The organism is Luteimonas sp. A649, from assembly GCF_054072735.1.
This window is the reverse complement of record NZ_JBSVRQ010000002.1, coordinates 273,243-285,649: the sequence shown is the minus strand read 5'-3', so window position 1 is coordinate 285,649 and position 12,407 is coordinate 273,243. Positions and strand designations below refer to the sequence as shown.

The following is a 12,407-nucleotide window of genomic DNA, read 5'->3' as shown; positions in this document are numbered from 1 at the left end:
ACCGTGCGGCACGGGGGTCAATTGTAGCGTCCGCAGGCTTGCGCCGGATCGGTTCCTGTAGGCATAGTGCGGCCGCTATACGGGGAAATCTCCAAGGGGAGCAGGTAGATGGCCGGTAAGCTTCAGCGCCTTTCTCAAGCGCTACGCACGGGTGTTGCGGTAGCAATGCTCATGGTGGCGACGTACGCGGCGGCCCAGGGCCTGCGCGGCGACCACCCGGATACGTATGTCGTCCAGCGCGGCGATACGCTTTGGGATATTTCGGGCCGCTTCCTCGAGAAGCCCTGGCTGTGGCCGGAGATCTGGCAGGCCAACCCGCAGATCGCGAATCCGCACCTCATCTACCCGGGCGACGTGATCAGCCTGGCCTATCTCAACCGCGTCGGCGTGACCCCCGGCCCGCGGACCGAGGCGGCCGCGATCAACGCCGTTCCCCTGTCCGAGGTCGAGCCCTTCCTCAAGGACCTGCGCGTGGTCGACGACTTCGACCACATGCCCTACGTGGTGGGCCTGGAAGACGACCGCATGCGCGCCAGCCGCGGACAGGTCGTCTATGTGCGCGGCCTGGAAGGCGCCACCGCCGGTGCACGCTACGCGGTGCTGCGCCCCACGGTGCGCTACACCCACCTGCTGCGTTCGGGCTGGTGCTGCGACACCTTCGGCAAGGACGAGCTCGACGCCACCGGCCGTCGCAGCGTCGACTTCGGCAAGTTCTGGGCCAACGTCGTCATGCCTGACAAGGGCCAGGAGTCGCTGGGCTACGAGCTGATGCGCGTCACCGCCGGCACCGTGACCCGCGGCGAAGTGGGCGGCATCCAGGCCAGCACCCTGCTGCTCGACGAGGAGGGCCGCGAGGTCCGCATCGGCGACCGCGTGGTGCCGGTGGACGCCCAGGCCTACGACCTGCAGTTCTTCCCGCACCCGCCGAAGGTCCAGACCGACTACGGCAAGGCGCGCGTGCTGGCGGTGACCGACATGCTCACCTCCGGCGGCCCACGCGACGTGATCGCGCTGTCGGTCGGCGCCCGCGAGGGCGTGGACAACGGCACCGTGTTCTCGATCTGGCGCGAAGGCAGCAACGTCGTCGATCGCGTCGAGAAGGGCCTGCACCGCGACGAGGCCACCGTGTTCTTCGAGAACAAGGTGCGCCTGCCCGACGAGTTCGCCGGCCACGTCATGGTGTTCCGCACCTTCGACCGCATGAGCTACGGCCTGGTCATGGACAGCGTCAAGCCGACGCGCGTGGGCTACCACCTGAAGCATCCGGACGCGCCTTACTGAGGCCGCGGCCTTTACCGACTGCAACATGCGACGGCGCCCCAGGGCGCCGTCGCCGTTTCCGGGCCACGCTGGGCCATGGACAGCGAAGACACCCTGGCGCTCCTGCGGCTGCTCGCCGCGGGCGGGCGCAGCGAACCCCGGCGCAGGCTGCTCAAGAGCCATGGCAGCGCCACGGCGGCGCTCACGGCCGGGCGCACGGCCTGGCGCGCCGCCGGCCTGGACGCCGCCCAGCAGGGCGCCCTGTCCGCCCGCAGCGCCAGTGACGATATCGCGCGATGGCGGCGCTGGCTCCAGGCCGCGCCCGGCCACCGGGTCATCGGCCTGCACCAGCCGGACTATCCCTCGCTGCTGGCCCGCCTCGGCAATGCACCCCTGGCGATCTGGGTGCTGGGCGATCCCGACCTTCTCTGGCACCCGTCCGTGGCCGTGGTCGGCAGCCGCGCGGCCAGCGCGGGCGGCCTCAGGAACGCCTTCGACTTCGCTCGCGCCTTCGCCGTCTCGGGCCTGGCGGTCACCAGCGGCATGGCCGCCGGCATCGATACCGCCGCCCACGAGGGCGCGCTGGCGGCGCCGGCCGGACGCACCATGGCCGTGCTCGGCACCGCCATCGACCGGCCCTACCCGCAGCGGAACATCGCGCTCTACGGGCGCATCGCAGCCACGGGCACGGTGGTCAGCGAGGTGCCGCCCGGCATGGCGTACAGCAGCGGCGCGTTTCCCAGCCGTAACCGGATCCTGATGGGCCTGTCGCTGGGCGTGGTGGTGGTCGAGGCGGCGCTGCGCTCCGGCGCCGCGATCACCGCCCGCCTGGCCGGCGAGGCGGGACGGGAGGTCTTCGCCATCCCGGGCTCGATCCACAACCCCAAGGCCCGCGGCTGCCACCGCCTGATCCGCGACGGCGCCGGACTGGTGGAGACGCCGGCCGAAGTCGTCCAGGCGCTGGCCCCGGTGGCGACCAGCCTGGGCGATGACTTGCGCGGGCGTCTGGCCGCCCCCATTGAAGTGCCCGGGACCGCCGACGGGGTGGCCGGCACCGCCGGCCTGCCCGCAGGCTCCGACCACCAGCGCTTGTGGCACGCGCTGGGCCACGACCCCACAGGTATGGATGACCTGGTCTCGCGCACCGGATTGACGGCCGCGGAACTAGGCAGCATGCTGCTGCTCATGGAGCTGGAGGGTCGTGTCGCGGTCGAGCACGGCCGGTATTCCCGAAAGTCTCAGTAACGCGCCCCCGGGCGCAGGCCGGGGGGAAATGAAAGAGAGCATCCTGGACGTCCTGCTCTATCTGTTCGAACACTACTTCACCGAAGACGCGGACCCCGTCCGCGACCGCGATTCCCTGCAGAGCGGCCTGCTCCAGGCCGGATTCAGCCCTGCCGAAACCAGCAAGGCCTTCGACTGGCTCGACGCCCTCGCCGCCCAGCGCCCGGTGGACGCCGCGCCGCGCGCGGACGGACCCACGCGCCTGTTTTCCCAGCGCGAGGAAGCCAAGCTGGACGTCGAAAGCCGGGGTTTCCTGATGTTCCTGGAGCAGCACGGCGTGATCGACGCCGACCGCCGCGAGCTCGTGGTCGATCGCGCGATGGCGCTCGACCAGGACGAACTCGACCTCGACGACCTCAAGTGGGTCGTGCTGATGGTGCTGTTCAACCAGCCCGGGGCCGAGGCGGCCTACGCCTGGATGGAAACCCAGATGTTCGTGGACGAGCCGGAAACGGTGCACTGATCCACGCAAAGCCGCTTGACAGTCCCATTGCGGCCGTGATTCCACTATAAAGAGCGTCCGTCGCGCGCCCGGGGCCTCCGTCCCGGGCGTTGCCGTCTACACATACCCCACCAAGGCGCGGCGTCCGCCGTCCCCGGAGCCCCAGCCGCAATGGCCAAGCATCTCCTCATCGTCGAGTCGCCCGCCAAGGCCAAGACGATCAACAAGTACCTCGGCAAGGACTTCCACGTCCTCGCCAGCTACGGCCACGTGCGCGACCTGATCCCCAAGGAGGGTGCGGTCGATCCGGCGGACGGCTTCCGGATGCGCTACGACCTGATCGAAAAGAACGAGAAGCACGTCGAGGCGATCGCCAAGGCGGCCAAGTCCGCCGAAGGCATCTACCTCGCGACCGACCCGGACCGCGAGGGCGAGGCCATCAGCTGGCACATCGCCGAGATCCTGCGCGAGCGCGGCCTGCTCGAGGGCAAGGAGCTGCACCGGGTGGTGTTCACCGAGATCACCCCGCGGGCGATCAAGGAAGCGATGCTGAAGCCGCGCGCGATCGCCGGCGACCTGGTCGACGCCCAGCAGGCGCGGCGCGCGCTGGACTACCTGGTCGGCTTCAACCTGTCGCCGGTGCTGTGGCGCAAGGTGCAGCGCGGGCTGTCCGCCGGCCGCGTGCAGTCGCCGGCGCTGCGCATGATCGTCGAGCGCGAGGAGGAGATCGAAGCCTTCATCGCCCGCGAGTACTGGACCATCGAGGCCGAGTGCGCGCACCCGACACAGGCATTCAGCGCCAAGCTCACCAAGCTCGACGGCAAGAAGTTCGAGCAGTTCACCATCACCGAGGGCGACACCGCCGAGGACGCACGCAGCCGCATCGTGGCCGCGGCACAAGGCGCGCTGCATGTCACCGACGTCGCCAGCAAGGAGCGCAAGCGCCGCCCGGCGCCGCCGTTCACCACGTCCACGCTGCAGCAGGAGGCCTCGCGCAAGCTCGGGTTCACCACGCGCCGCACCATGCAGGTGGCGCAGAAGCTGTACGAAGGCGTGGCCATCGGCGACGAAGGCACCGTCGGCCTGATCAGCTACATGCGTACCGACTCCGTCAGCCTGTCGACCGAGGCGCTGGGCGAGATCCGCGACGTGATCGCGCGTGATTTCGGCACCAGGGCGCTGCCCGACAAGCCGAATTTCTACCAGACCAAGTCGAAGAACGCGCAGGAGGCCCATGAGGCCGTGCGCCCGACCTCGGCGCTGCGCACGCCGGCGCAGGTTGCCCGCTTCCTCTCCGACGACGAGCGTCGCCTGTACGAACTGGTGTGGAAGCGCGCGGTGGCCTCGCAGATGGTGCCGGCGATCCTCAATACCGTGTCGGTGGATCTCGCCGCCGGCAGCGAGCATGGCTTCCGCGCCAGCGGCACCACCGTCGTCGACCCCGGCTTCCTGGCCGTCTACGAAGAAGGCAAGGACAACAAGGGCAAGGACGACGAGGACGAAGGCCGCAAGCTGCCGGCGATGAAGCTGGGCGATCGCATTCCGGTCGATCGCATCCACGCCGACCAGCACTTCACCCAGCCGCCGCCGCGCTTCACCGAAGCGTCGCTGGTGAAGACGCTCGAGGAATACGGCATCGGCCGCCCGTCGACCTACGCCTCGATCATCCAGACCCTGCAGTTCCGCAAGTACGTCGAGATGGAAGGCCGCGCCTTCCGCCCCAGCGACGTCGGCCGCGCGGTGTCCAACTTCCTCAGCGGGCACTTCACCCGCTACGTCGACTACGACTTCACCGCCAAGCTCGAGGACGAGCTCGACGCGGTCAGCCGCGGCGAAGAGGAATGGGTGCCGTTGATGGAGAAGTTCTGGGGCCCGTTCAAGGAACTGGTGGACGAGAAGACCGAGAGCGTCGACCGCAGCCAGGCCACCGGCGCCCGCGAGCTGGGCACGGATCCCAAGTCCGGCAAGCCGGTCAGCGTGCGCCTGGGCCGCTACGGGCCGTACGCGGCGATTGGCAGCACCGCCGAGGACGAAGAAGAGAAGCCGCGTTTCGCGTCGCTGCGTCCCGGCCAGAGCATGCACACCATCACGCTGGAACAGGCCATCGACCTCTTCCGCCTGCCGCGCAAGCTGGGCGAAGACAAGGGTGAGGAAGTCAGCGTGGGCGTCGGCCGCTTCGGGCCGTTCGCCAAGCGTGGCAGCGTGTATGCGTCGCTGAAGAAAGAAGACGATCCGTACACGATCGACCTCGAGCGCGCGGTGTTCCTGATCGAAGAGAAGGAAGAGATCGCGCGCAACCGGATCATCAAGGAATTCGACGGCAGCGACATCCAGGTGCTCAACGGCCGCTATGGCCCATACCTGAGCGACGGCAAGCTCAACGGCAAGATCCCGAAGGATCGCGAGCCCGCGTCGCTGACGCTCGAGGAAGTCATCACGCTGATGGAAGACACCGGCAAGCCGATGCGCAAGGGCTTCGGCAAGAAGGCGGCGGCGAAGAAGGTGCCGGCGAAGAAGGCTGCGGTGAAGAAGGCCGCAACCAAGAAGGCGCCGGCCAAGAAGGCTGCGAAGAAGACAGCCACCAAGAAGACCGCGACCAAGAAGGTCGCCAAGAAGACCGCTGCAAAGAAGGCGCCGGCCAAGAGAACCGTGGCCAGGAAAGCGGAGCTGTCCGACGACGCTCCGTTCTGATCGCGCATCCGGGTCCGGGCGCATGGACGCGGGATAAGCTGTCGGCGCGGGCCGGTCGGTCCGCGCCACGTCGCGCCGTGAGCCCGCTTGCCCGATGAAGCCGTCACCACACGTTGAAGCCGCCGTCGTCGCCGTCCGCCACGGCGGCGTCATCGCGTATCCGACCGAGGCGGTCTGGGGCCTGGGCTGCGATCCCTTCGATGAGGCCGCAGTCATGCGGCTGCTGTCGCTCAAGCGGCGCGAGGTCGGCAAAGGCCTGATCCTGATCGCCGCCGACGTGGGCCAGCTTGAAGGCCTTGTCGACTGGAAGTCGCTGTCGGACGCGGGGCGTGATGAAGTCCTGGCGTCCTGGCCTGGCCCGCACACCTGGGTCGTGCCTGCGACCGCGCAGGTGCCGCGATGGATCACCGGTGAACATGCCGGGATCGCGGTCCGCGTCAGCGCGCACCCGTTGGTGGTCGAACTCTGTCGCGCCTTCGGCGGCGTGCTGGTGTCGACAAGCGCCAACCCGGCCGGCGCCCCGCCGCCGCGCACGCTGGCGCAGGCCGACGCGGCGCTGTTCGACGCAGTGGATGCGGTGCTGGCCGGAGAGACCGGCGGACTCGACCGCCCGACCCCGATCCGCGACGCCCGCAGCGGCGCCGGGCTGCGCGACTGAGGCCGGGCGACCGGCTGCCGCAGCGCGACATGCGGCGGGGCACGCGCGGGCATACGATCCGACCGCCGGCATCCGCCGGACCAAGGGAGGAGCGCTCATGAACACCGCCACCCGCATCCACGCCCGCCGTTGCCTGGCCATCGCGCTGGCCTGCGCCATGCCGATCGCCCTGGCCGCGGAGCCCGCGCCGCAGACGGGAACCGCCCAGGCCCGGCAGGGAACCATGTCGGCCGAGCAGCAGGCGATGATGGACGCCTGGACAAGGGCCGCGACCCCCGGGGCCGAGCACGCGCAGCTCGCCGAACACTTCGCTGGCAGTTGGGACGTCGCCATGTCGATCTGGATGGAGCCTGACGCGCCACCGGTCAGCCAGCGCGGCACCGCCACCATCAGCCCGGTGCTCGGCGGCCGCCAGCTGCGCCAGGACTTCAAGGGCACGTTCATGGGTGCGCCGTTCGAAGGCACGGGCATGAGCGGCTACGACAACGTCCGCGAGCGCTACACGTCGAGCTGGACCGACAACATGTCGACCTCGCACATGCTCACCGATGGCGACTACGACGAGGCCACCCGCACGTACACGTTTACCGGGGAGATGGCCGACCCGATGCACCCGGGCACCATGATCCCGGTGCGCGAGACCGTCCGTGTCGTCGACGCCGATCATCACGTGATGGAGATGTTCGAGCCCAAGGACGGCAAGGAGGTGCGCACGATGCAGCTGGAGTACACGCGGGTGAAATGAGCGTCGTCGGACGCAACCGGCTTTCATCGGCAACAGCTTCAGCGCAAGATGGCCGCGTGCGCCGTGCCCGCTCCATAGTCGCAATCTCCGGTCTCCTGGCTGTCTTGTCCGTGCCGGTGGCCGCGCCGCTCAGTGCGCAGGATGACGTCACCATCTACCGCTGCGTCGACGCGAGCGGCACGGTGAGCATCGGCAACCTGCCCTGCGCCGACGGCGACCGCCAGGAGACACGCAGCATGGCCCGGCCGGTGGACGGCACGCCGGCGCCGGTCATGTCCGCGCCGGCCGCGACACCCGCGTCCGCCAAACCCGAAGTGCGCTACGTGGTCGCCCAGCCGCCGCAGCCGCTGTACGAATGCGTGCGCCCGGACGGCGGCACCTACCAGAGCGACAGCGGTGACGGCGAACCCCGATGGGTGCCGCGGTGGACCGAGGGTTGGCCCGTCGGTGGCATCGGCGCCGGACATCCCGGGCATGGCGGGCGGCCCGGGCGTCCCGGCGGCCGCGGCGACATCGGCAGCCGTGGCCAGACGACCCCTGCAGGGAGTGGCCTGAGCGCACCGCCGGTCAGCCGCATCAGCATTCCACCCGATCCACCTCGTCCCGACCCGGGCAGCGTCGGTCCCCGCCCGCGCCCGCCCCATGGCGGCTACGGTTGGCCGGGCGGCGCCGGCAGCTGGGAGCGCGACGCATGCCACGTGTTGCCCCAGGCCGAGACCTGTTCCCGCCTGCGCGACCGGCGCGAAGACCTCCGCCGCCGTTTCTTCAACGCCCAACAGCGCGAGCGCGATACCCTGCGCATCGAAGAGCGCGGGCTCAACGCCCGCATCGACCGCGACTGCAGGACGTATTGATGCTCCGATCCACCCGATGCCGCCTGGGCCTGGCGGCACTGCTCGCCGCCGCTGCGTTCGCCACCCCCATCGCCGCCACGCCGCAGGTCGTGATCTACCGCTGCACCGACGCCAGCGGTGCGCTCACCGTGCAGAACGACGAACCCTGCCCTGCCGGCAGCCGGCAGGAGCGCAGCGTGGTCCAGCCACCGCCACCCATGCCCGTCTACGTTCCGCAGGCGCCACCACCGCAGGCACCGGTTCCTGAGCCCGAACCCGAGGCCACGCCTGCCGCGCCCGATCGTCCCGACGCCCCACGGCCCGCGCGCATCACCGATGCGGACCGCCTGCCGCCACCACCGATCTTCCGTTGCCACACGCCCGGCAATGATCGCTACATCAGCGAAGACGCCGAGCCCAAGCCGCGCTGCGTCGCGATGCAGACGGTCGGCATCAACGGCGATCCGGCCCTCGCCGCGGGCGCTGCCTGTGAATGGCAGTACGACCGCTGCGAACGCATTCCAGACGGCGAGGCCTGCGACGGCTGGCGCCAGCGCAGCCGGGAGATCGAGTCGAGCTGGCGCTACGCGCGCGGCGACGGCAAGGCGCCACTGCAGGAGGAGTTCGCACGCGTGGCGACGATCCTGTCCGACACCAGCTGCGGCATCCCGGGGCAGCGCTGACGCGCGCATTCCAACGGGGCAGGCGCACCTCCGCCCGGGGCGTGCGGGCCACGAATACGTGCAGACGACATGGCTGCCGGTCCAGGGACCGGTGACGGCCAATGTCCGTTCGCGCCGCCATCGGTCGTCTTAAGGCTTTCATCATGCCCAGCAGGAAAACAAAACATGAGTGAACAGCCGAAGTCGACACGCTGCTTCCGGTTCCGTGCGTTGACCGCGTTGCTGGCGTTGCTGGTAGCCGCGCCCACCGCGCTCGCCAACACCAATAGCAACACTGCGAGTGTGCCGCCCGCGCCCACAGTGACGTCACCCGCGGCCGGCTCGCGGCTGGCGGATCCGTCCAAGGTCACGGTGCGGGGTGGCGCGCCCTCGTTCACCAAGGCAACGGTCACGGTGCGCGTGTTCCATGTCCGCAATGGCAGACGCATCGATGGGGGGCAGCACCTCACCAAGGGAGCCACGGTGTCCAACGGCCAGTGGCAGGCGACCTTTGACCTGCCGAGGATGCAGCGGGGCTGGGAGGATGTGCGCTACGAAATCTCCGCGGTCCTACACTGGGACAGACGACCCGAGCAGCATCACATCATCAAGGACCCATCCGCGGCGACGGTCGTTGAGGTGTTCCCGCAGTCGCAGCCCGAACCGCTGCCGACCGCGCCGCCGGCACCGGTGATCCAGACACCGACCTCGAGCACGATCCTTCCCGCCGACAAGCAGTTCGTCATCAATGGCACGGGTACGCCGGGCAACCGCGTGCGGGTGGCCACCGAGCTCTTGTACGCCCTGGATACCCGCCCGGGCTATGAGCTCAAGAGCAACAGCGCCAGCACCACGGTCACCGTCGGCAGCAACGGAGCGTGGCAGGCACGGGCAGCAAGCGGCCGGACACGGGACAACTACGTGAACGCCCGGAATCGCATCACGGCGACGGAGATCCATCGGGAAAGCGACTCGCTGGCGTCGAACGCGACCATCCGCGACGTGCCGGTGGAGGTTCCCACCAAGCGCGCGCCGACGCCGCAGGAAGCCGCCAGGGCATCGGTGGATGCGCAGATTCCGGCGGGCGTCACGATGAGCGCGCGTGACGAAGCAAGGATCGCGGAAACCAGGGAGGTGTTGACGCGCCCTGTAGCCACGGTCACCGCGCCTGCAGCAGGCAGCCGCGTCAGCGGCCTCATGGAGGTCAGCGGCACGGCGGCACCGGGTAGCAACCTCCGCATCAACGTGAAGCGCACGATCGCCTCGCGCTCGCGACCCGGCGGCAAGCCTGTTCCGCCGCGCAGTGGCGCCGGAGACGACCTGGGCACCTTCACGGCCAAGACGAACGCCGACGGTACCTGGAGGATCAGGGCGGTGACGCTGCCGACCATCCGCGAGATGGAGAACGCTCCCGACGTGGACGTCGTTGTCTCGGTGGTGGAGATCCGCGCCGATGGCAGCAGCGGGACGCCGCACACTGTGAGCGCAAAGCAGGTGCCCTGACGCCAGGGCCGCGCGCTCCTGCACGGGGTTACGCACCCGCTGCAGGAGCGCGCATCGATGGCCCGGATCGGGCGGCGACGCCTAACCCGGCGCCTTCGGATTGCGCATCACCGACTTCAGCCCGGTCTTGATCCTGGCGTGGGCGGTGACACCGGCTGCAACGAACGATGTCCTTCATTCCTCGTACTGTTCGTCGAACTCAGCCAGCTCCTGCGGCGTGAACAGTTCACGCGCGGAGGCGAACATCTCCTTCTCCTCCTCTCCGCGTGATGGTCGATGAACTCCGACAGCACCTTCACCCAACCCGCGAACTTGGGGCTGCCCGCATGAGGCGGACGTCAATGCCCGATCAGGCCCCGTCGCCCTCTTCCCCCGCTGGCACGCCGAGCTCCCGCAGGATCGCCGTCCGCAGCTCCTGCACCTCGGGACTGGTCAGCCTGCGCGGATGCGGCAGGTCCACTTCGAAGGTCGCCTGGATCCGGGTCGGCCGCGGCGACAGCACCAGCACGCGATCGGCAAGATGGATCGCCTCCTCCACGTCGTGCGTGATCAGCAGCGCGGTATGCCGCTCCTGCGCGAGGATCTTCAGCAGTTCGTTGCGCATGCGCAGGCTGGTCAGCGCGTCCAGCGCCGAGAACGGCTCGTCCATGTACAGGACCGCCGGCTTCACCGCGAGCGCGCGCGCGATCTCGACCCGCTTGAGCATGCCGCCCGAAAGCTCATGCGGATAGCTGCCCTCGAATCCTTCCAGGCCGACGATACGTGCGTAGTGGTCCGCGATGGCGGCCTTCTCCACGCCGCCGAGCGCGTCACCCAGCCCGAACATGAGGTTCTGCCGCACCGTCAGCCACGGGAACACGGAGCCGTGCTGCGAGATGAGGATGCCCTGAGGGCCGGGCCGCTGCTGCACGACGCCATCGATCTCGACGTGTCCTTCGTCGGCGGGGATGAAGCCCGCGATCATCCGCATCAAGGTGGACTTGCCGCAGCCCGACGGCCCCACGATCGCGATGAATTCGCCGTCGGCCACCTGCAGGGTGACGTCGTCGACCACCGGCAGCCGGCCGGTGTCGGTCGCGAAGCTTTTCCGCAGCCCCGATACGCAGATCTTAGTGGGCATAGCGCCACCGCACGATCTTCGCTTCTTCCAGCTGGCGCATCAGTCCATCCAGCAGCAGGCCGATCAGGCCGATGATGATCATCGCGGCGATCACCAGGTCATAGCGGTTGCCGGCGTTGCGCGAATCCATGATCAGGTAGCCCAGGCCGGAACGCAGCGCGATCATCTCCGCCGCGACCACCACCAGCCAGGCCACGCCCAGGCCGATGCGCATGCCGACGATGACCTGCGGCAGCGTCGCCGGGATCACGACCTGGGCGAACAGCTTCCGCCTCGATACGCCGAAGTTTTCGGCGGCGCGCAGGTAGCGCTTCTCGATCGTATGCACGCCGGCGACGGTCTGCAGCACCAGCGGGAACACCGACGAAATGAAGATCAGGTAGATCGGCGACGCGTTGCCGATGCCGAACCACAGGATGGAGATCGGGATCCAGGCAATCGGGGAAATCGGCCGCAGGATCTGGAACAGCGGATTGAGCGCGTCGTGGGCCCCGCGCTTCCAGCCCATCCACAGCCCCAGCGGCACGCCCACGGCGACAGCCAGCGCGAAACCGGCGCCGACGCGGCCGAGCGAAGCGGCGATGTGCCACCACAGGGTGCCGTCGCGCACCAGCTCGAGGGTGCCCGACATCACCTTCCACGGCGTCGGGAAGATCACGCTGTGCGTCCAGGCCACCGTGGCCCACCACGCGGCCAGCAGCAGCACGATGACGACGACGCCGGGCAGCGACTGTCGCAACCTCATGTCGGTTGATGCCTTTGCGTGCCGAGCCGGTCGGCGGCCTGGTGCAGCCGCCAGCGCAGCCGCGCCCAGGGCGTCGCCGGGAACGGGTCGACGATGACGTCCATCTGGCCGTTCGAGTGCGCGGTACAGGCGAACTGGTATTCGGAGGCGCGGTCGAAGGGCAGGCGGAACGTCTGCCCGGGCATCAGCAGCGCCGGCCCGAAGGTCTGCGGCACGGTGTCCCGGTTCTCCAAGCGCAGCACGTCGTTGACGCCAAGGGTGAGCCGGATGCGCTGCGGCAGGATGTCCAGCTCCTCTCCGGCCATCCTGCGTTCCCAGGTGCCCTCGGGAATGATGAAGGCCTTCTCCCGGGTCGGCGGCCCGGCCACCGGCGCGAACGCCGCCCACGCGACGGCCGATGCGAGCACCGCCGCCACGCCCAGCGCCGCGGCCCGTCGCACGCCGCGGCTCATGGCGACACCCCG

General features: G+C 69.3%; 12 protein-coding genes. 9 read left to right on the top strand and 3 right to left on the bottom strand.

Annotation, left to right across the window (positions count from 1 at the left end):
- Nucleotides 1-165: 165 nt before the first annotated feature.
- The 9 genes from ACW5E8_RS10815 (at nucleotide 166) to ACW5E8_RS10775 (ending at nucleotide 10,078) form a co-directional block, all read left to right on the top strand.
- On the top strand, nucleotides 166-1,281 hold the full coding sequence (locus ACW5E8_RS10815) for a LysM peptidoglycan-binding domain-containing protein (protein WP_456965532.1): 1,116 nt from the start codon (nucleotides 166-168) through the stop codon (nucleotides 1,279-1,281).
- 75 nt (nucleotides 1,282-1,356) lie between these two features.
- Complete coding sequence (gene dprA / locus ACW5E8_RS10810; RefSeq protein WP_456965531.1) at nucleotides 1,357-2,505, top strand: DNA-processing protein DprA; 1,149 nt, start codon at nucleotides 1,357-1,359, stop codon at nucleotides 2,503-2,505.
- Nucleotides 2,506-2,533: 28 nt separating this feature from the next.
- Nucleotides 2,534-3,007, top strand: a complete 474-nt coding sequence (locus ACW5E8_RS10805; protein ID WP_456965530.1) for a DUF494 family protein — start codon at nucleotides 2,534-2,536, stop codon at nucleotides 3,005-3,007.
- Between the two features lie 150 nt (nucleotides 3,008-3,157).
- Nucleotides 3,158-5,677: a DNA topoisomerase I gene (locus tag ACW5E8_RS10800; RefSeq protein ID WP_456965529.1), complete on the top strand. Its 2,520-nt coding sequence runs from the start codon at nucleotides 3,158-3,160 to the stop codon at nucleotides 5,675-5,677.
- Between the two features lie 94 nt (nucleotides 5,678-5,771).
- Complete coding sequence (locus tag ACW5E8_RS10795; protein ID WP_456965528.1) at nucleotides 5,772-6,335, top strand: Sua5/YciO/YrdC/YwlC family protein; 564 nt, start codon at nucleotides 5,772-5,774, stop codon at nucleotides 6,333-6,335.
- Between the two features lie 97 nt (nucleotides 6,336-6,432).
- A complete protein-coding gene (locus ACW5E8_RS10790; protein ID WP_456965527.1) occupies nucleotides 6,433-7,080 on the top strand; it encodes a DUF1579 domain-containing protein in 648 nt (215 codons plus the stop codon).
- 110 nt (nucleotides 7,081-7,190) lie between these two features.
- On the top strand, nucleotides 7,191-7,934 hold the full coding sequence (locus ACW5E8_RS10785; RefSeq protein WP_456965741.1) for a DUF4124 domain-containing protein: 744 nt from the start codon (nucleotides 7,191-7,193) through the stop codon (nucleotides 7,932-7,934).
- A complete protein-coding gene (locus tag ACW5E8_RS10780) occupies nucleotides 7,934-8,596 on the top strand; it encodes a DUF4124 domain-containing protein (protein ID WP_456965526.1) in 663 nt (220 codons plus the stop codon). The genes ACW5E8_RS10785 and ACW5E8_RS10780 overlap by 1 nt, the downstream gene beginning before the upstream one ends.
- A gap of 69 nt (nucleotides 8,597-8,665) precedes the next feature.
- Nucleotides 8,666-10,078, top strand: coding sequence for a hypothetical protein (locus ACW5E8_RS10775; protein WP_456965525.1), 1,413 nt, complete (start codon nucleotides 8,666-8,668; stop codon nucleotides 10,076-10,078).
- A gap of 349 nt (nucleotides 10,079-10,427) precedes the next feature.
- Here ACW5E8_RS10775 and ACW5E8_RS10770 read toward each other — a convergent pair whose 3' ends face one another.
- The 3 genes from ACW5E8_RS10770 to ACW5E8_RS10760 are packed head-to-tail and all read right to left on the bottom strand — an operon-like array spanning nucleotide 10,428 to nucleotide 12,395.
- Nucleotides 10,428-11,198 (bottom strand): ABC transporter ATP-binding protein, encoded by a 771-nt coding sequence (locus ACW5E8_RS10770; protein WP_456965524.1) that lies wholly within the window; start codon nucleotides 11,196-11,198, stop codon nucleotides 10,428-10,430.
- Entirely contained in the window at nucleotides 11,188-11,943 is a 756-nt protein-coding gene (locus ACW5E8_RS10765; protein ID WP_456965523.1) for an ABC transporter permease, read from the bottom strand. The genes ACW5E8_RS10770 and ACW5E8_RS10765 overlap by 11 nt, the downstream gene beginning before the upstream one ends.
- Nucleotides 11,940-12,395, bottom strand: a complete 456-nt coding sequence (locus tag ACW5E8_RS10760; RefSeq protein WP_456965522.1) for a cupredoxin domain-containing protein — start codon at nucleotides 12,393-12,395, stop codon at nucleotides 11,940-11,942. Before ACW5E8_RS10760 ends, ACW5E8_RS10765 begins: the two co-directional genes overlap by 4 nt.
- Nucleotides 12,396-12,407: the final 12 nt, after the last annotated feature.